Consider the following 19,011-nt stretch of genomic DNA (forward strand, 5'->3'; position numbering starts at 1 on the left):
CGCACGGCTGTGCTCGACACGCTGCGCACCGCCGAGGAGGCGCTCACCGTCCGTCAGATCGCGGACCGGCTCGGTCTGCACGCGAACACCGTACGGTTCCATCTCGCGCAGTTGATGCGGACCGGTTCCGTACACGAGCAGCAGGCGGACCCGGACGGCCGCGGTCGCCCGCGGATGGTCTACGGCGCACTGCCGGACGACGCCGGCCACGAACCGGAGGGCGGATACCGGCTGCTCGCCGAGATCCTCGCCGGTTACCTCTCGGCCACCTCTCCCGATCCCGACGCCGCGGCGATCTCAGCGGGGGAGGAGTGGGGACGGCACCTGGTCGAACGGCCCGCGCCGTTCGACCAGGTCACCGCGGAGAAGGCGGTGCAGCGGATACTCACCGTTCTCGAACGGACCGGTTTCACCCCGGAACTGGATCTGAACGGCGACCGAATCCTGGTCCATACCTGTCCGTTCCGCGCGCTGGCCGACCGGCGTCCGGACATCTGCTGCTCGGTGCACCTCGGTCTGATGCGCGGCGCCCTCGCCGAGATGAGCGCACCGATCGAGATCGCCGACCTGGCCCCCGGCTCGGCGCCGTGGCCCTGCGTCGTCACGCTGCGCGTCGAGCCGGACGATGCCGCAGGAGAGGAGACCGGGACGGACGGGTGACGAGTTCGCACCCCAACGACCGCTCAGGGCGTGGGTGTGGATCCACCTCGTGGCGTTCACCCGGTGGCATCGATATAGCGGAAGTGCGCCGCCAGGGACTCGAACCCCGGACCCGCTGATTAAGAGTCAGCTGCTCTGACCAACTGAGCTAGCGGCGCGTCCCCTCAAGCGTAGCGGTACTTCGGGGTGGTCCGCGCCAGGGACGCGGGGTCGTACGGCAGCTCCCCCGGAGGCTCCGCAGCGGGTTCGGCTAAGGCAATCAGAGCCTGTCCTGTCCCCTTACGTGTCCTGGATGTTGCCCCCTGTCGCCCAGGGTACGGATTCCGATGAGGAAGGGAGATAGATCATGACACCGGACCTTTGGTCTTATCCCGCCAGCATTCAACAGGAAAGCGGACAGGGTCTCGACATCGCCGGGTACGCCGTGGAGGCCACGGACGGCAAGATCGGTTCCGTTGACGAATCCAGCAACGAGGCCGGTAAGAGCTTCATCGTGGTGGACACCGGTCCCTGGATCTTCGGTAAGAAGGTCATGCTGCCGGCCAGCGTGGTGACCCAGATCGACATGCGCGAGCGCAAGGTCTTCGTCGGCCGCACCAAGCAGGAGATCAAGAACGCACCGGAGTTCGACTCCGCCGCCTATCGGGAGGCGGGCTACCGGGAGCGTGTCGCGGACTACTACGGGCGTTTCCAGAGCCCGGGCGGCATGGGCATGTAGCCGCCGAGGTCGGACGGGGCCGCCGGCCCGGGCCGTACTGCACCCGGCCGGGCCCGTACCACCGATCCCCAGCCGCGGACAGACGCGGACGCGGACGACTGCGAAAGGGGCCGTGCCCTAGTACGTACGGCACGGCCCCTGTCGCGCGTTCGCGGCGAGTCACGGCCAGTGGACCGGCGGCCGGCCCTGTGAGGTCGGCGCGATGATGCGCAGCCGTTCGAGCAGCGTGACGAAGGTCGACGCGTACGGCGACGGCGCCACGACGGCGGCGACCCTGTCCCAGTCGACCTGCTCCCGCATGGCGCGGACCATCGGCAGCAGCGATCCGTAGTCGCAGCTGTGCTCCGACAGCGGCAGGATCCAGGAGACCACCAGATCGGTGGCCTCGAGCACGGGCAGGCTGATCGCCGCCGTGGTGATCGGCTGCGCCCGCGCGATCAGTTCCTCGGTCACCGGCCGTTCGGCGATCGAGAAGATCATGTCGACGAGCACGCCCTCCTCGCCGTACGCCTTGACCAGCCAGTCCTCCGGCGGTTTCGCGGTCCGGAACCCCAGACCGTCGAGCGTCTTGAGCGCGAGCGGGACGTCCTCCTCCACGAGTGCGAAGTCGACGTCGTGAAGCGACGGGGCGGCGCCTCTCGCGTACCCGGCACAGCCTCCGGCCAGGGCGAACCGTACCCCGGCCTCCTTGAGACCGGCGCCGGCACGCTTCAGCGTCTCCAGGATGGCGTCGGTGACCGCATGACTGTGACTACCCACTTACGTCGCTTGCCCCGAGATGTTCGCGGCAAACAATCCCGGGTAAGGCGCGTCCATGACCGAGACCCTGAAGGACATCCGGCATGCCTACGAGGGTGAGGCGGAGCGCCCGCTCGCGTCGTACACCCGCGTGCTCGCAGCGTACGGCGGTGCCGTCTCCGCGCTGCTGGCCGCGGCCAGGCTCTGCGGCCGCCATGCCCCGGAGAAGATCGGCGTGATGGACATCGCGCTGATGGGCCTGTTCACGCACCGGCTCTCCCGCACCCTGGCCAAGGACACCGTGACCAGTCCGATCCGGGCGCCGTTCACCAAGTACGAAGGCGTCTCCGGCCCCTCCGAGCTGAAGGAGGAGGTCCGCGGATCGGGGCTTCGCCACGCCCTCGGCGAGCTGTTCACCTGCCCGTTCTGCCTGTCCCAGTGGGTGGCCACCGGATATGCCGCCGGCCTGGTGTTCGCCCCCCGGGTGACCCGCATGGCGGGCGCGACGATGGCGGCCGTGGCCGCCTCCGACTGGCTGCAGCTCGGCTACAGCCGCCTCATGAAAGCCGCGAATGGGTGACCTTGCCGAACCACCCCGCGGGGAGAACCCGCCGCCGGCGAGGATCACCTCGGGCAGCGGCTCATGATGTTATGCGGCGAGTTGTCAGGGCAGTTCACGTCTATGGCTACGTTACTTTGGATCATCGCCGTCGTACTCGTCATCTCCGGGATCTACGTCATCCTGGCCCGCCGGGACATCCTGTGGGGGATCGTGCTCATCGTCCTCGGTTTCCTCGTCGGCCCCGGTGGCGTCAGCATCTTCAATCCATAATCCACAGCGGATCCCCACCACCCCAGGCCCGTGATCTTGCGAATACTCGCACGTCGGACCGTGAGCAGGGATTTCGCGTTCATGATCTTGCAGTTTCTCGCAGACCCATCCGCTGAGCAGCCACAACACCATCCGTGATCTTGCACTTACGACTGCAAGATCAGCTAACACATGCGGGCAGGTCAGACGACCTGACTGCAAGAAACTGCAAGATCACGGAGCTGATTCACGCAGGCCAGGGAGGGGCGGTGCGAGAAACTGCAAGATCACGGGATCAGGGGTGTGGCTCTCGTCCGTACGCAAGCGTGGCCCGAATCCAGCGGCTGGATTCGGGCCACACCCACGTCGTACGTCACGGGAGAACCGCACTCACGTCGCCAACAGAGCCGTTCCCATGCCGACGGGGAGCCAGCCAGCCGTTCCGATGCCGCCAGGAGAGGGTCGCCGGCCTACATGCCTTCGCCGTCCAGGCAGTAGACGGCGTAGGCGTGCTTGATGACCGGGAGCGCGACGTTCCGTACGCGGATCCCGCCAGGGGTCACCCCCTGCTCCATGCCCGCATGTGCGTGGCCGTGGACGAACAGGTCGGCGCCCACCGCGTCGGCCGCCTCCGCCAGCAGATAGCTGCCGAGGAAGGGGTAGATCTCCGGCGGCTCGCCCATGAGGGTCTCCTTGACGGGCGAGTAGTGGCTCAGCACGATCGTGTGGTCGGCGTCCAGGTCTTTGAGTGCGCGACGCCAGCGGTCGGCGATCTCCCGGGTATGGCGGACGAATGCCTTGGTCTCCGGCTCGCCGAACTCGCTGGCGCACTTGCCGGCGAAGCCGCCGCCGAAACCCTTACCGCCGGCCACGCCGAGCCGTACGCCGTTGATCGTGATCGTCATGCCGTCGTCGTCGAGGACCATGATCCCGGCGTCCCGCAGGACCTGGATGATCTTGCGGTCGGCGTCCGAATGGTAGTCGTGATTGCCGAGCACGGCGATGACGGGGATGGGCAGGCCGCGCAACTCGTCGGCGACGACCCGGCCCTCGGCGACCGTGCCGTGCCTGGTCAGGTCACCCCCCACCAGCAGCACATCGGCGCGGCTCTCGATGTCGCCGAGCCGCTTGCGGTACTGACCGCTCAGGTCCGCCCCGAGATGGATGTCAGCGACGGCGGCGATCCGCAGATCCGTCACAAGTGCTCCTCCTCCCCCGGTTCTCTCACCTCGACGAGCGTGATCTCGTTGTGCACCCGCAGGCCGGGGGCCGCCTCACGGGCGACCGTCTCGATCGTGCGCCGCCGTTCGTCCGAGGGCACCTGTCCGCGGAGATAGACGTGCTCACCCCGTACGTCCACCCGAATACCCAGCTCGGTGGTCCTGTCGTCCTCCGCGAGCACCCGCTGCACGCGGGCCGCGACGTAGTGCGGACTCTCCATGGTGTCCCCCTGGTCTCCCCCGGTGTCCACTTGACGACCCGCCTCCCCCACTCATACGGAAGGGTCCCGTACGGCTACCGCTGCCCGCCGCCTTCCCGGTGAAACGTCGACCAAGTCCGTACGGAAGGTCAGCAGCCCCGCAGGAGCGCGATGACGGCCTGCTCGACCGGGCCGTGGGTGGCCGGGCTCCCCCGATCGGTGTCCTCGCCGAGGCTGAGCAACGTGATCGTCCTGCCCCTCTCGTAAAGCTCGATCAGCCGGGGATCCACGTACGACGCGCGGGCGACCGCCGGGGTGTTGCCGAGATATTCGGAGACCTCCCGCATGACCCGGGCCACCGCCCGCTTGCGCCCGGCCGTGCTGCGGGCGGGGCGGGAGACGGCCAGCCCGACCGCCGCCAGCACGGTCGCGTGCCAGGTGCGGAAGTCCTTGGCGGAGACCTCGGTGCCGAACGCATCCTTCAGATAGGCGTTGATGTCTGCGCTGCGCACGTCCGCCCAGCCGCCGCCGTCGGCGCGGTAGCGCAGCAGCTCCCCCCGGTTCCGCCTGGTCAGCTCGCCGAGGACGGCGCAGACGTCTGCGTCGATCAGCACCTGCTCGCGCTCTTTGCGCCCCTTGGCCGGATAGCGACAGACGACCTTGCCGTCACCGCAGCTGATGTGGGAGGCCCGCAGGGTGGCCAGGCCGTAGGAGTCGGTGTACTCCTCGCCGCCGACCCGGAAGAAGCCGATGTCGAGCATTCGGGCCGCGGTCGCGAGCACCCGCTCGCGGGTCAGCCCCTCGCCCCGCAGGTCCTCGGCGATCTGTTCACGGAACCGCGGCAGCAGCTCGGCCACCTCCAGGACGTGGTCGAACTTGGCCCGGTCCTGCTGCACCCGCCACAGGTCGTGATATCGGTACTGGCGGCGCCCGGCCGAGTCGGTGCCCACCGCCTGCAGGTGCCCGTCGGGCCTGACACAGATCCACACATCGGTCCAGGCCGGCGGAATGGCCAGCGCCTTGATCCGGCGCAGCGCGGCTCGATCCCGTACGGCACGGCCCGTCGGCCAGATGTAGCTGAACCCCCGGCCGCGGCGGCGCCGCCTGATCCCCGGCTCGTTCGGATCACTGGGCCGCAACTCCACCGCCTCGGCCATGAGAACCGCTGCGGCCGTCCGACGGCTCATCTCCAGGATCCCCGTACCCGCATAAACACGTCAGTACGGGTTACCCGCCGCATCTCACCGCAAACTCCCTGCCCGAATGGGCGGTAAAGGATGTCGTGGCCATACCCGGTGCGGGGAATCGTCTCTGTAAGACGACCCCGCGTTGCTACCGTGGAGCGCATGACCGCAGAGGTACGGTGTGAAGCGATGAGTGACTCTCCGCGACTGCCCGACTGGGTGTTCCCGCCCCCGGAAGGGTTCACCGCAGCGGACCTCGATCACATTCCGGATCTGCCTGCGCACACAGAGTTGATTGATGGAAGCTTGGTCTTCGTGAGCCCCCAAGCTTCCTTCCATATGAGAGCGGTCGATCTTCTCACCGAGGGTCTGCGGCGTCATATCGCACGCGATTTGCGCGTTCGGCGGGAAATGAGCCTCGTCCTCGGTCTCCGCCAGCGCCCGGAGCCCGATGTGAGCGTCATCCAGGCCGAGGCCGAGCGGGGACCGGATCAGACCTCATATGAAGCGGAGGCCGTACTGCTGGTCGTTGAGGTGGTCTCACCGGACTCCGAGGAGCGCGACCGCAGGCGCAAGCCGCAGCTCTACGCCGACGCGGGCATCCCGCACTTCTGGCGCGTGGAGAACAACTCAGGCCGCCCCACCGTCTACGTGTACGAGCTCGATCCCGCCACGAAGGCGTACGCCCTCACCGGCATCCACCACGACCGTCTCAAGCTCTCCCTCCCCTTCGAGATCGACATCGACCTCACCGAAATCGACGCCCTCTGAGCTCAGAAAGCAAGCACTGCGATGCGCCCCGCGAGCCCCCGACCAAGGCAGTAGCGGTCACGGTCTGTCCGTCCGATCGAGCGCAAGCACGATGAGGCCCTCGGCGCAACACCAGGGACTTAAGCAGTTAGCTGGTTGACCTGGTGGTTTGGATCTCCGGCGCGAGTGTGGCGGTGATCGGCGGGGTGCGCGGGCGCGACGTGAAGGGGCTCCTGGTAGGAGTACAGGTCTCTAGTAGGACTTTGTTACGTCATGGTGGGCGTTGATGACAGGTGGGGCACCGGCCTGTCCAGGTTGCCAATAACACCTGGAGCATGTGGAGGATCTTGTAGAAGGTCAGGCCACCCCAGCTGCTTTTGGGCAGGTCAAGCGCAGCTCGGTGAGGAACAGGTGCGCGGCCGAGACCAGGGTGACGTGGCGGTGCCAGCCGGTGAAGGAACGGCCTTCGAAGTGGGTCAGGCCAAGGCCGGTCTTCAGCTCGCGGTAGTCGTGCTCGATCCTCCAGCGGATCTTTGCCAGCCGTACCAGATCCCGCAGCCGGACGTCGGCGGGCAGGGTGGACAGCCAGTAGTCGGTGGGCTCGCTCTCGCCGGGCGGCCATTCGGCCAGGAGCCAGCACTCGGGGAGGTGACCATCGTCGCTGCGGGGGATGTCACGGTTGGCCGGGCGTACCCGCAGCGCGATGAAGCGGGAGGTCATCTTCGCGGTCGGGTTGCCCGTGGTGTGTTTGCTGCCGTGTCGCCAGGTCACCCGGCGCAGCCGGGAGCGGCCGGCGGACATCACCAGGTCACGCAGACTGGAACGCGTGGTGCGGTACTTGGCCACTGGCCGGCGGCCTCTACCGGAGTAGGGCACCGTCTCGGGTACGGCATCACCATCGTAGGCGCTGGTGGTGCCCTTGACGGCAACGATGTAGGGGATGTTCCGCGCGCTCAGGCCGAGCCGTAGCGCGGTCACGTCCCCATATCCGGCATCAGCCACCACCACCGGCGGGGCCGGCCCCCAGGCGGCCAGCTCATCGAGCATGTCCAAGGCGAGTTGCCACTTGGGCCGGTGCCGCACCTGTTCGGGGATCGCGCAACGCCGCCGCCGCTGGGCGACCCGCTCCGCCTCCTGCTCGTCAGCAGCCAGCGCGTCGTCCCAGCTTTCCGGGAGGAACAACCGCCAATTCAGTGCAGCCGAGCAGGAGTCGGTGACGGCGTGCACGCTGACCGCGATCTGACAGTTGGTGACCTGGCCCGCCGTACCCGTGTACTGGCGGGCCACCCCGGGCGAGGCGTCCCCGTCCTTGACGTGCCCGGTGTCGTCCAGCACCCACGCCTCCGGCGCGACCAGACCGGCCGCCCGGGCCGCAAGACGCCGCCGTACCGCAGCGTAATCCCAGGTCGAGGAGGTAATGAACTGCTGCAGCCGCTGGTGATCCACCCCCAGCCGCTCGGCCATAGGCACCATCGACTTACGCCGTCCGTCCAGCATCAACCCCCGCAGGTACAACCCGCCGTTGGAGCGCTGCTCACGACGCGTGAACGAGGTGAACACCTCACCCGCGAAGTCCTCAAGACGGCCCCGCACCTCAGCCAACTCAGCCGGAGTCACCCGGAGATCATCTCACACAAGATCTCCAACTAACAAAGTCCTACTAGTGCGCGGATCGGATTGCGATCAATCTGCAGGATTCGCCCATGCGGCGAAGCCTGATCCGATAGGCCTTCTTGGGCGACGCGAGTCCAACTGACAGACGAAGAGTGGGAGTTCATCGCGCCTTACCTGCCGATCGGCGGGTTCGGCCCGTACCCCGAGCGGCTGCGACAGCAGTTCGAGGGCGTGATCTGGCGGTTCAAGACGGGCGCGCAGTGGCGGGAGATGCCGAAGGAGTTCGGCGCCTGGCCGACCGTCCACAACCGCTTCCGGCAGTGGAGGGACGCCGGTGTTTTCGAAGCCCTGCTGGAGGGCCCGATCGCGGAGGCCGCCAAGCACGGCGAGGTGGACGTGTCCCTGGTCAGCGTGGACTCCACCACCGCCCGGGCCCATCACGACGCTGCTGGGATGCACCTTGACCGGGAGGTCTTGGCCGCTCTGGAGCGGGCCGCCGAGCAGCAGCGGGCCCGGCGAAAAGGGGCGACGGGGAAGGACAATGGGAGCAGGATACCGGAAACGACCCTGAAGCGGAACAACAGCGACGTATCCGGCAGCGGCGCAGGCTCCGGTTGAAAGCGGCGTTACTCGGACGGTCCAGGGGCGGGCAGACCAGCAAGACCCCCCGCAGTTCATCCCCGTGCTCAAGAAGATACGGGTCCGGGGGCCCGCCGGTCGTCCCCGGACCCCGGCCTGGCGCGGTTGCCGGGGGTCAAGGCCTACTCCTCCCGAGGCAACCGCGCCTACCTCCGCAATCGCCTTATCAAGGCAGTCATTCCGGAGAAGAAGGACCACCTGACTTGGCTCACGTTTCAAGATCACGCTTGAGTGCAGGGCGCTGACCTGATGGTTTCCCGCCGGGAACGGCGAAAAGTGCGCACTAAATCGATCATGTCTCTACGCTGGTGGCCGTGTCTCCGTACGTGCGGACGGTGAAGACGGCCTCGGGTGCCCGGGCGGTGCAGATCGTCTACTCCTCCCGCCGCGGATCGCGGGAGATCGAGCACATCGGGTCGGCACACGACGACGCCGAGCTCGAGACGCTCAAAGCGGTGGCGCGGCAGCGGCTGGCCGCCGGCCAGGAAGAGCTGGATCTGGGGCTGGAAGGTAGCCCGTCCGAGGGCGGACCGCTGGAAATCGTCAGCTCACGGATGGAACACCTGTGGGACGCATTGTCCCGCGCCTACGACACGCTGGGATTCCCTGCCGCAGCCGGAGGCGATGAGGTATTCCGGCAGATGGTGCTCGCGCGGGTGATCGAGCCTGCGAGTAAGCAGGACAGCCTGCGCGTCCTTGCCGAAGCCGGGATCGATGCGGTGTCGTATGCCACGGTGAAACGGCGCCTGCCTAACTACGCCACACCGCAGTGGCGCCACGCCCTGGCCGGTGCGTGCGCGACCCACGCCCGCCTGGGGCCGGCCAGCCTGGTCCTGTACGACGTGTCGACCTTGTACTTTGAGACCGACTCCGGTGACGGGTTCCGAGAGCCGGGCTTTCCCAAGGAACGCCGTCTGGACCCGCAGATCACGATCGGGCTGCTCACCGACTCCTCCGGGTTCCCGCTCATGGTGACCGGCTTCGAGGGCAACAAGGCCGAGACGCACACCATGCTCCCGGTCATCACCGAGTTCATGGCGGCCCACGACCTGCCGGACGTCACGATCGTGGCGGACGCCGGGATGATCTCCGAGGCGAACAAGAAGGCCATCGAAGCCGCGGGGCTGTCGTTCATCCTCGGCATGAAGATCCCCGACGTTCCGTATGCGGTCAAGCAGTGGCGGCGCGAGCACCCCGACACCCCGATCCCCGACGGGCACATCTTCGTGCAGCCCTGGCCTTCGGGAGCGAGCCGGCCACGCCGCGACCAGATGATCTACTACCAGTACCGCGCCGACCGGGCCCGGCGCACGCTACGCGGCATCGACGAGCAAGTCGCCAAGGCCCAGCGCGCCATCGACGGGCAGGCGCCGGTCAAGCGGAACCGGTTCATCAAGCTGTCCGGCGCCACCAAGAGCGTCAACACCGAGCTGGTAGGCAAGGCCAAAGCCCTGGCCGGGCTCAAGGGCTACATCACCAATCTCGCCGCCTGCCCGGACGGGACGCCCGTGACCGCCAAGTTCGTGATCGATTCCTACCACCGGCTGTTCGAGATCGAAAAATCCTTCCGGATGAGCAAGCACGACCTCAAGGCACGGCCGATCTACCACCACAAACGCGAATCGATCGACGCCCATTTGACGATCGTGTTCGCCGCCTTGGCGGTCGGCCGGTGGATCGAAGCACGGACCGGATGGTCGATCAAGAAGTTCGTCCGCACCGCCCGCCGCTGCCGCACCATCCGCATCCAAGCCGGCAACCACGTCCTGACCGCCGCCGACCCCCTGCCCTCCGGCCTACGTGACGCGCTCAAGCAGATCCACCACCCCGAAGGTGCGCACTAAATTGAGCCAACTCAGGCTACTCCTCCCGAGGCAACCGCGCCTACCTCCGCAATCGCCGTATCAAGGCAGTCATTCCGGAGAAGAAGGACCAGACCGCCAACCGGAAGAAGAAAGGCAGCAAGGGCGGTCGGCCCGTCAGCCACGACGCTGATCTGTACAAGGAGCGGAACACCGTCGAGCGGCTGATCAACAAGCTGAAGGCCTGGCGAGGTATCGCCACCCGCTACGACAAAACCCCTGCGAGCTATCTCGCCGACCTCCACCTCCGCGCCGCGATGATCTGGATCAAAGACCTCACCCGGACCGCCCCTTGATCACAACTGAATACGCGCCCTAGTCCGCCGCCTGCCAGGAGCCCGGGTGTCTTCATATCTTTCCCTGCCGGATTGGGCAACTCCTCCCGTGGTCGAGCGCGAGGATGAGGTATCGCCGCAGGTCCCAGCTGAGATCGTGGGAATGATCGCGGTTCGAGCGGGTGAGGTGATCGATCCCATCGCCGACCGTGCGGGCACGGGCGCTTTGGTTATGGCCCAACAGTCCCGGCCGAGGCCCGCGACCGCGCCTACGTCGCCGACCTGACCGGCCGACTGGAGATGGCCGACGGCCAGCCCGACGGCATGCGCATGGCCGCCCGCGTCGAACCGCAGACACCACGATCGCCACCCCACATCAAGATCTATTCCGATCGGTGAGCATCCGTCATGATCGCGAAAGATCTGGGTCAGCGCCTATCAAGATCTTCTCGCGCAAACTCCTGCTTTTCCACACTGAGACCCCCACCGAAAATAGGACACCAAACGGTACCATCCAAAGCACCCACCAAGAAATCAAGCATAGATCCTGGATATTTCCACCACTCGGTGCCATCCGTCACGACGACAGACCAACGAGTGGGATCAGGGTGTGTAATCCACAAGCAAAAATCGCCATTTTGAGTAGTCGCCCATGGATACAGGCCTCCCGTCTGGGGGTAATGCGACATCTCTGGCACCTCTACCACATCGCCGCTCTCGCTGATCAAATCAATCGATCCCGACAGACTCCTCAGGGAATTCAAAACAACTAGCGCACTATCCCGTTCGGACACATTCGGATAGATGCCAGGATGGTATATCCAGAGTCCAAGGTTTCGATCGATCACCAACTGGGCGTAGCGCCCGACCACTTCCTTGTAGTCGGGTGGGAACGTAAGCCCCGTCTCCCTCTCGATTGTCACCCAGCCGACCGGAGGAGCAGGTTTCGTGGGAGAGCCGATTAGGCGCTCGAGATCAGCAAGTGTTGCCACTGGTTATGGTCCCATACTCGTCATTATGGAGGCATACATCTAAGAAGATACTACCATCCTCGGACGCCGTCATCAGGAACCTATCAAGATCTGTACTTGTTCCCTCATACTTGGGGGTGACTGTATAAATGACCACCCTCCCTTGCCCTTGCCCACTCCTGATCACACCCTTGACGTGATTCTCGATACCTCTCATCACTGGAGAATTCACCGGGGCCTGATTGCACGTCACGATATTATTCTGATTCTTGCTGGGTCCCCCTAACTGCCGACCAATGATGTGACACCGTGCGTACTGATATTGCTTTTTTTCTGCAATCCAAGGATTATTACTCGGCCAATGAAACGGATCGACCGGCCGATCACGGTCTAGCGCTGGAATCTTGCCATCACAGTAAACACCCAGCCCTGCCGTCGGCCGCCCCGATGAATCGGGTTGTCCAGGCGTAACCTTCGACTCACAGCCATTATCTACGTCAACTGTAGGCGGTCTGTTGGATGCTCCCGAAGGATCGGCTTCAGGTTGTTCGGCGGGCCGCCTATCGTCGTTGCAGCTTGCGGAATCGAATGCGCGTACGAGGCAGATGCCGAGGCCGCCGTCACCGATGTCACGTCTCTCCCCGTCTCCGCTACCTCGATCTATGTCAACCGTGATCGCGGGGCCGCATTGGTCCTGAGGCATGATCGTGCAGACGCCATAGGTGTAGTCGTCGGATGGCGCCACGGCCGGCTTCACGAAGCACGTCGTGCAACTCCTCTTTACTATCTTTGGTGCCCTGATCGGTTCAGGCTTCGGCTGTCGCGCCGGCGTCGGCGCTGACGCCGGCCTCGGCGCCGGCGCGCTGCAGTTGGCCCTGCAACCGCCTCCCACAGGACGGGTAGCAGAAGGGCGCGCCTTAGAAGTGGGGCGAGCTACAGGTTGAAGAGGAGATTTCTGTGGGGCGTAATTAGGTTTAGCCGGTTTTGTAGTTGGTTTGCTTGTTGGTTTCGTGCTAGAGGTGCTACCGCCGCAACCGTAAATAGCGCAACCAAGACCATACCCTGCAGCGAATCCAATGGCGCCAGCCCCTGCAATGACAGCTCCTGCACCAACGACAGCTGCTGTACCAACTCCCGTAGCGACGCCTACCGCCGCCCCAAGCACCGGCACCACCGCGTAATGTCCCGTGGGATCAATGTTGGTGAGCGGGTCAGCGTGGGCATAGGTGTAGCGGTTGCCTTGGATGGAGGGATCGGGTTCCAGGATCCAGGTGTCAGCGGAAGCGAAGACTCCCACATTGGGCTGGTACCAGCGGGCGTGCATGTTGACATTGCCGCTGTCGGGGTCGGTCCACTCGCTCTGGAAGCCGAGTGCGGTGGCGGTTCCGGAGCGAGTGACGATTTCGCCGAATGGGCTGAATATAGTGGAGCTGGTGAGCGAGTCCCCGCCGTCCTGGAAAGTGCCGACTACATCACCGTGCAGGTCCGCGAGGAGAGCTTGAGCCGCACCGTTTCCTTCCTTCGCCGACAGCGCGTTACCAGCAGCGTCGCGGCCGTACCGGCCGCCGACACTGCCCACTCCGTCGCTGATGGCGGAGATGTCATTGCCGAGGTCGCTATACAGGAACTTCTGGATAGACCCGCTCTTGGTACGGGAGGTCATACGTTCCAGGTGGTCGTAACCGTACGTGGCATCCCCGTCAGTGATCAGGCGGTCGAAGGCATCGAACGTGTATTGCCGACTGGTTCCGTCCTTGGTACTGGTGGCCAGTGTGCCGCGTGCTGTGTAGGTGTACTCGTTTCCGTCGCCGGAGATCAGCCGGTTTCGCTCGTCGTAGGTGAAGGTCTTGTCGTCGGCCTGGATGCGGTTTCCGGCCGCGTCCCACTTGTACTGGGTGGTCGTTCCGGTGGGTGCCGTCCATGAAGTCAGGCGTCCGGCCTGGTCGTAGGAGTAGGTGTTCGTGTCAGCGCCGGCTGTACCGGTGGAGGTCTTCGACGTCAGGTGGTCGTCGAGGTCGTAACCGTAGTCAATCTTCGCGATCTCGTCAGACGAAGTATTCTTCAACGTCTGTGAGATGCGACGGTCCAGGGCGTCGTAGGTGAAGCTCTGGGTCCACCTGGTGCCCACCCTGATGGAGGTGGGCCGGTCAGTCTTGTCGTAGTCGTAGCTGTAGGTCAGGCCCGATACCGGGTCCAGCACACTGGCGAGCCTGTCGGCGGTGTCCCAAGTGAACGTGGCCCGGCCGTTGACGTCGTCCCGCTGAGTCAGCCGACCGACAGCGTCGTATTGGTAGCTCGCGGCCTGCCCGCCGGTGATCGCGGTGATGAGATCGCGGTCGTTGTAGGTGAAGGTGAGGTCGCCAGCCTTGGTCTGCCGTCCGTCGGCGTCGTAGGCATAGATGTGTTCTTGCGTGGCGGCCTCGGCGCCTGAACCTGTCTCCTTAAGGAGCTGGTTGAGATTGTCGAAGGTGCGGTCGATCCGCACGCCGCCCGGCTGCAGTTCGCTCACCGGGTTACCCGCTGCATCGTAGGAGGTCGTCCTTGCGCGATCCGCCGTGTCAGGATGCTGAGCAGTCGCCGGCTCGGTCCTCGACTCGATCAGCCCGATACTGTTGTAGGTCGTCCAGGTCGCGTTTCCGCGGCCATCGGTGACTCTGGTCCGTGCTCCGCTCGCGTCGTAGCCGAAGGACGTGACGATGGATTCTGTGGCCGACACAGGTTCGATCAGCCGGGTGACCAACCCGGCGGCGTCGAAGGTACGCCTGGTCGTGTGTCCCTCGCTGTCGGTAACACTGGTTTGATTGCCATACGGGTCGTATCCGAACTGGCTAGTTCGGAGCGTGGTCCCGGAGCCATCCTGATCATGCGCGGCGATCTGACGGCCTGCCAGGTCGTATTCGGCGACCGTACCGTTCCCCAGCGGGTCCGTCACCTTGAGGATCCGGCCGGCGAGGTCGTAGTCGTATTTTGTTGTATTGCCCAGCGGGTCGGTTGTCGCGGTGACCTCACCTGCGGCGTTGACCGTCAGCGTTGAGGCCCGGTTGGTGGGGTCCGTCGTCTTCACCAGGTTACCCGCGGTGTCGTACTCGTATTTTGTTGTGTAGGCAGCCGCCGTGGGGTGACGCTCTATCTGCGTCTGAGTGATTCGCCGCCCGAGATCGTCGTAGGTTGCCTCGCTGCGTGCGCCGGTGGGCGTGACGAGCGAGAGAGTCTCTCCCGCCAGATCGTAGCTGTAGTCCCAGTTTCCTGACGTCACACCGGTTGTAGCAGGAGGGTCGGTGACGCGTACCAGGTTACCGAGCGCGTCGTAGACAAACATCGTGCTGTTCCCGCGTGGGTCAGTCTGCTTCGTCACCCACCCCGCGGAATCGTAGGTGTAAGTAGTTCGAGGCGTCAGCGCGGTCCCACCAGGCGGTGTGTACGTTGGGGACTGATCGGCTAGCAGGCGGCCCGCTCGGTCGAAAAGGCGAGTTGTCTTGTTGCCCTCTCCGTCGACGAAGTCGGTCTGTTCTCCGGCCGTGTTGTAACCGAAACGTACAGCGGGATGACCGTCTTGCGCAGAACCGTTCCGCTCGACCTTTACCTTCGGAGCCGTCACTTCAATGAGCCGGTTGGCTACGTCATAGCTCAGAGTCGTTGTGAAAGCCGCCGGATCGGCATCTGCGGCGTTACCGCGCGGATCGGTGACGCCGGTCACCAGACCGCGATCGTCGATCGTGAGGGTCGTGACGAGGTCCTGCCCGTCATTGCGCACCGTCTGACGGACGGGCTGGTCGAGCTCGTTATAGGCGGTCTCGGTGACTTCGGTGCGTCCCGTCCCCGCCGCCGTTCGGCTGATCTTGGTGATGTTGTCGTTGGCGTCGTAGTCGTAGGTGGTCGTGCGGGCCAGGTTTTCGGGGTCGAGCGTCGTGGAGGTGAGGCGGCCGGCCGCGTCGTAGACGGCGTCGACCCGGGTGGCGCCGCCGGTGACCTGCTTGATCAGGTTGCCGACCAGATCGTAGGTGTTGTCCTCGACGACCACGTCGCGGGCCGTGGCGGACCCGTTGAGCTTGGCCCCCTTGACGGTCACCTTGGCCAGCCGGTCGTCGCCGTAGTAGGTGTAGGCCGTGGTCCGCCCCATCGCGTCGGTCGTGGAGGCCAGCCTGCCGCCGGGGTCGTAGGCGTTGGATTCGATGACCACGTCACGGGCGGGCTGCGGCTGGACCGGGCTGCCGGTCCAGCCCGTCAGGGTGATGGTGGCCAGTTCGTTGCGGGCTGTGTAGCCGTAGTTGTACACGGTCCCGCGTTCGTCGGTGAAGCTGGTTCCGCGGCCCTTGTGGTCATAGGCGTGGCGACGGACGCCACCTTCGGCGTCTGTAATCGAATCGACACGTCCGTAGGTGTCGTATGTATAGGCGATCGTCCGGTCGGGATCGCCACCGGTCAGGTCAGTGTTGACCTCGGTGAGCGGGTTTCCGTCGACGTCATACGTGATCCGCGTCTCGCCGGTGTGGGTCACGTTGGTGACCTCGTTCTTGACGCCGGCCTCGGTGGTGCGGACGAGCCGCCCGGCGGCGTCATAGCCGTAAGACGTTGTCACCCCGTCCGGAACAGACGACGACACCTCTGTCGTCGTCACCACCCTGCCAATCGCGTCATAAGCAGTCTCTGTGACCAGCCCGGACGGCTGGGTGACCTTGGCGAGGTCACCCGCAGAGCTGTAGGCGAGCGTGGTGGCGTTGCCGTTGCGGTCGGTCTGGGTCTTCAGCAGCCCAGCCGGGGTCGTGCCGCCGCCCACAGCGGCCTCGGTGCCGTCGGTGTAGGTCCAGCTCGCCGACCGTCCCGAGGGGAAGTCGCCGGTTGCCGGGCCGGTCTGCTTGACCTTGTTGCCGTACTGGTCGTACTCGATCGTGGTGAGGTAGGTGTCGTCGGTCTCGTCCGACGACCTCGCGTCCCGGAACTCGATCACCTGATCATTCCGAGCATCGAACAGGTTGTCGATGTCCAGATGGTAGGTGTAGTACTCGCTCGCGCACGATCCGGCCGCCTTGCACACGGTCGCGGCGAGCAGGTTTCCACGCACGTCGTTGGCGAACTCCCGAACGTTGCCGTTGGGATCGGTGATCTCGACCTTGAAACCGCCGGTGTCGTAGTCGTAGGTGGTCTTCTTGTCGAGCTGGTCGGTCCAGGAGACGATGCGATCATCACGGGAGGTGTCGTTGACGAACTTCAGTGTCCCGTTGTGCGGGTCGGTGACCGTGATGTTCGCCAGCGATGTGCCCGTGGCGTCCTTGGTGTACGTCGGCACCGACAGCTTCCACTGGCCACCGTCCTCGTCGGTGTTGGTCAGCAGGCGGCCGCCGTCGGCGGCGTAGGTGTTGGCCGCGGCGACCCGCCCCGACGGCAGGGTGACCTTGGTGAGCTGACGGCGGACCTGCTTGGTCCGGTGATGGGTGGCGATCTGCTCCTGACGCAGCGGCTTGCCGTAGATCGCGACCTCGTCGATCGTCCCGTTGAACGGGAACGGCGCACTCGAGCTCACCGTCCCGGGCCAGCTGGACGAGCCGAATCCGTATCCGATGCGGGCGTCCCACTGACCCAGGTTGGTGATCGCTTTGGCGATCGACCCGACGGCCTGCCCGTCCAGGTAGAGGGTCTGAGTGTTCTTGGCTCCCGACAGCGCCACGTGATGCCAGTTTCCGTCGTTCACGGCGCTGTTGGAGGTGATCGGGGCGGCCGTCCCGGTCCAGAACTGACCGCGCAGCTTGCCGTCGGTGCCCACGTAGATCGCCGGCGTGTACGCGCTGGGCGCGTTGGTCGCGGAGTTCTGGTAGCCGATGATCGTGCCCGAGGCGGTGGTCTTGAACCACGCCTCGATCGTCACGTCGCCGCCCCGGCCGCTGACCACGCTGGCCGGCAGGGAGACGTACGACGAATTGGCCGTCCCCTTGAACGTCATCGCCGTCTCCGACGCCCCGTCCAGCGGCGAGGCCACCCCGCCGGTCACATCGGCGACACCCCCGGCGATCTTGCCGTCGCCGATCCCGCTGATCGCACCGACGAAGTTGGAGATTACGCTGCCGAGCCCGGTACCGGTCTCGTTCAGCCGCCAGTAACCGACCGGCTTGGTGTCCAAAACCGTGCTGCGATAGCGGGAGTCGTCACCGTAGTCGTAACGCGTGCACGCCGCGCCGGAGGTCGGGGGGCACACCTTGACGAGATAGTCGCCGTCATAGGTGTAGGTCCAGGTGACGGGCGTGCCGTCCACCGGGTCACTGATCACGCTGGTCACGTGACCGCCGCTCCAGGTGAACGTCAGCGATCTCCCACCCGTCGCCGTCGCCTTGGCCAGCTTCCCGTCCGAGCCGTACTGCAGCGTCTGGGTACGGCCCTGGCTGTCGGTGACCTTCACCAGCCGACCGGCCGAGTCGAACCAGTAGGAGGTGGACGCCTTGTCCATCAGCCGCCAGCCACCCCCCGACTGGGTGGCCAGCGTGGCGTACGTCCCGGCCGGGGAGGCGTAGATGCCGTCCCCCTTGGCCGCGAACCGCCACTGCCGCCCATCCGGATAGGTGATCAAAACAGTGGAGGTCAGCGGCTCGTTCTCCAGCCGGGTGTCCCACCGCGTGCTCCAGCCCGCGCCGAACGCCCCGTCCGTCCGCGGATCCAGGCTGTTATAGGTACGGGTCACCGACAGCGGCGGCCCCACCGTCGCGACGACGAGATCGCTCTCGGTGCGGGTGTAGTTCCCGGTGACGTGATCGAAGTCCCGCCCGTTGGTCCCCGCCGCCAACTGGGCGTTGATCGAGGCCTGCTCCGGCACCGTGGTGAAACTCCGCCACGACGACGTCGCCGTCGCCGCACTGGTCGCTGCCTGGGCATACCACCAGTACGTCTTACCCCACTGCAGCTTGCCCGACGGGACGGCCCAGGCGCCCTTGACCCAGGTCGACGACTCACACCAGGTCCAGTCGTCCTTCGGCCCCGCGCAGACCTGATACCAGTACGACGTCGCCGCCTCACCCGGAACCTGCGCGTACGCCGACAGCGCCGGCGTGAGCGACCCCACCTGGGTGTTGTCGACCGGCGTGAACTGCTGGAACGTCACCGTCGCCAGGTCCATCGAGGTCACCCGAGCCGTCTGCCATCCCGACCACGCCGAGTACGCCGACCCGTCATACGCACGCGCCCGATACTGGTGCGCGGTCGACGCTCACCCAGGGGAAGGGATGGGTGACCTGGCCCGCCGTACACCTTGTCTCGTCTTGTCTCGTCGACTTGGACGTTAGTGCTGCGAAAACCGGGTTTTGAGAGCACTAACGTCCAAGTCGATCGGCGGCGCCTGACAGCGGGCCGAGGACAAAGGTCAACCTCTGCCGACACGATGCCG

At 65.5% G+C, this 19,011-nt stretch carries 13 protein-coding genes, 1 tRNA gene and 3 pseudogenes; 9 read left to right on the top strand and 8 right to left on the bottom strand.

The window, feature by feature from the left end; translation table 11 throughout:
* Positions 1-9 precede the first annotated feature (9 nt).
* On the top strand, positions 10-660 hold the full coding sequence (locus tag ACQP1K_RS21995; RefSeq protein ID WP_433497593.1) for a helix-turn-helix transcriptional regulator: 651 nt from the start codon (positions 10-12) through the stop codon (positions 658-660).
* Positions 661-744: 84 nt separating this feature from the next.
* Here ACQP1K_RS21995 and ACQP1K_RS22000 read toward each other — a convergent pair.
* Positions 745-818 (bottom strand) — tRNA-Lys (locus tag ACQP1K_RS22000).
* Positions 819-1,006: 188 nt separating this feature from the next.
* On the opposite strand from ACQP1K_RS22000, the gene ACQP1K_RS22005 reads away from it, so the two are divergent.
* A complete protein-coding gene (locus tag ACQP1K_RS22005; RefSeq protein ID WP_433497594.1) occupies positions 1,007-1,378 on the top strand; it encodes a PRC-barrel domain containing protein in 372 nt (123 codons plus the stop codon).
* Positions 1,379-1,537: 159 nt separating this feature from the next.
* Here ACQP1K_RS22005 and ACQP1K_RS22010 read toward each other — a convergent pair whose 3' ends face one another.
* On the bottom strand, positions 1,538-2,137 hold the full coding sequence (locus ACQP1K_RS22010; RefSeq protein WP_433497595.1) for a nucleotidyltransferase family protein: 600 nt from the start codon (positions 2,135-2,137) through the stop codon (positions 1,538-1,540).
* Positions 2,138-2,192: 55 nt separating this feature from the next.
* On the opposite strand from ACQP1K_RS22010, the gene ACQP1K_RS22015 reads away from it, so the two are divergent.
* Together ACQP1K_RS22015 and ACQP1K_RS22020 are read left to right on the top strand one after the other, a co-directional pair.
* Complete coding sequence (locus ACQP1K_RS22015; RefSeq protein ID WP_433497596.1) at positions 2,193-2,696, top strand: DUF1360 domain-containing protein; 504 nt, start codon at positions 2,193-2,195, stop codon at positions 2,694-2,696.
* Between the two features lie 102 nt (positions 2,697-2,798).
* Positions 2,799-2,948, top strand: coding sequence for a GPGG-motif small membrane protein (locus tag ACQP1K_RS22020; protein ID WP_162842196.1), 150 nt, complete (start codon positions 2,799-2,801; stop codon positions 2,946-2,948).
* Between the two features lie 449 nt (positions 2,949-3,397).
* Here ACQP1K_RS22020 and ACQP1K_RS22025 read toward each other — a convergent pair whose 3' ends face one another.
* The 3 genes from ACQP1K_RS22025 to ACQP1K_RS22035 form a co-directional block, all read right to left on the bottom strand.
* Complete coding sequence (locus tag ACQP1K_RS22025; RefSeq protein ID WP_433497597.1) at positions 3,398-4,126, bottom strand: metallophosphoesterase family protein; 729 nt, start codon at positions 4,124-4,126, stop codon at positions 3,398-3,400.
* A complete protein-coding gene (locus tag ACQP1K_RS22030) occupies positions 4,123-4,398 on the bottom strand; it encodes a BON domain-containing protein (protein ID WP_433497598.1) in 276 nt (91 codons plus the stop codon). The genes ACQP1K_RS22025 and ACQP1K_RS22030 overlap by 4 nt, the downstream gene beginning before the upstream one ends.
* 98 nt (positions 4,399-4,496) lie before the next feature.
* Entirely contained in the window at positions 4,497-5,534 is a 1,038-nt protein-coding gene (locus ACQP1K_RS22035; protein WP_433497599.1) for a DNA topoisomerase IB, read from the bottom strand.
* Between the two features lie 159 nt (positions 5,535-5,693).
* Between ACQP1K_RS22035 and ACQP1K_RS22040 the strand changes: the two genes are divergently transcribed.
* Positions 5,694-6,302 carry a Uma2 family endonuclease gene (locus ACQP1K_RS22040; protein WP_433497600.1) on the top strand — a complete coding sequence of 203 codons (609 nt, stop codon included), beginning with the start codon at positions 5,694-5,696 and terminating at the stop codon, positions 6,300-6,302.
* Positions 6,303-6,638: 336 nt separating this feature from the next.
* Here ACQP1K_RS22040 and ACQP1K_RS22045 read toward each other — a convergent pair whose 3' ends face one another.
* On the bottom strand, positions 6,639-7,898 hold the full coding sequence (locus tag ACQP1K_RS22045) for an IS701 family transposase (RefSeq protein WP_433497601.1): 1,260 nt from the start codon (positions 7,896-7,898) through the stop codon (positions 6,639-6,641).
* A 135-nt stretch (positions 7,899-8,033) separates the two neighbouring features.
* Here ACQP1K_RS22045 and ACQP1K_RS22050 point away from each other — a divergent pair.
* From ACQP1K_RS22050 to ACQP1K_RS22065, 4 genes and pseudogenes are all read left to right on the top strand, one after another.
* Positions 8,034-8,554 (top strand): annotated as a pseudogene (locus ACQP1K_RS22050) (transposase); the annotation flags it as partial.
* 2 nt (positions 8,555-8,556) lie between these two features.
* Positions 8,557-8,729: pseudogene (locus ACQP1K_RS22055) on the top strand (IS5/IS1182 family transposase); the annotation flags it as partial.
* A 119-nt stretch (positions 8,730-8,848) separates the two neighbouring features.
* Positions 8,849-10,378, top strand: a complete 1,530-nt coding sequence (locus ACQP1K_RS22060) for an IS1634 family transposase (RefSeq protein ID WP_433497602.1) — start codon at positions 8,849-8,851, stop codon at positions 10,376-10,378.
* Between the two features lie 5 nt (positions 10,379-10,383).
* Positions 10,384-10,692: pseudogene (locus ACQP1K_RS22065) on the top strand (transposase); the annotation flags it as partial.
* 407 nt (positions 10,693-11,099) lie between these two features.
* Here the strand turns inward: ACQP1K_RS22065 and ACQP1K_RS22070 are convergent.
* Together ACQP1K_RS22070 and ACQP1K_RS22075 are read right to left on the bottom strand one after the other, a co-directional pair.
* On the bottom strand, positions 11,100-11,594 hold the full coding sequence (locus ACQP1K_RS22070; RefSeq protein WP_433497603.1) for a hypothetical protein: 495 nt from the start codon (positions 11,592-11,594) through the stop codon (positions 11,100-11,102).
* A 52-nt stretch (positions 11,595-11,646) separates the two neighbouring features.
* Entirely contained in the window at positions 11,647-18,744 is a 7,098-nt protein-coding gene (locus tag ACQP1K_RS22075; RefSeq protein WP_433497604.1) for a LamG-like jellyroll fold domain-containing protein, read from the bottom strand.
* Positions 18,745-19,011: the final 267 nt, after the last annotated feature.

The sequence above is a fragment of the Sphaerimonospora sp. CA-214678 genome (assembly GCF_050942215.1).
Classification (GTDB): Bacteria; Actinomycetota; Actinomycetes; order Streptosporangiales; family Streptosporangiaceae; genus Sphaerimonospora.

Bases quoted from the DNA above. Each gene is read 5' to 3' on its own strand.
- ACQP1K_RS22020 (WP_162842196.1), top strand. From the start codon at position 2,799: ATGGCTACGTTACTTTGGATCATCGCCGTCGTACTCGTCATCTCCGGG.
- ACQP1K_RS22040 (WP_433497600.1), top strand. From the start codon at position 5,694: ATGACCGCAGAGGTACGGTGTGAAGCGATGAGTGACTCTCCGCGACTG.
- ACQP1K_RS22075 (WP_433497604.1), bottom strand. From the start codon at position 18,744: ATGGACCTGGCGACGGTGACGTTCCAGCAGTTCACGCCGGTCGACAAC.
- ACQP1K_RS22005 (WP_433497594.1), top strand. From the start codon at position 1,007: ATGACACCGGACCTTTGGTCTTATCCCGCCAGCATTCAACAGGAAAGC.
- ACQP1K_RS22015 (WP_433497596.1), top strand. From the start codon at position 2,193: ATGACCGAGACCCTGAAGGACATCCGGCATGCCTACGAGGGTGAGGCG.
- ACQP1K_RS22035 (WP_433497599.1), bottom strand. From the start codon at position 5,534: ATGAGCCGTCGGACGGCCGCAGCGGTTCTCATGGCCGAGGCGGTGGAG.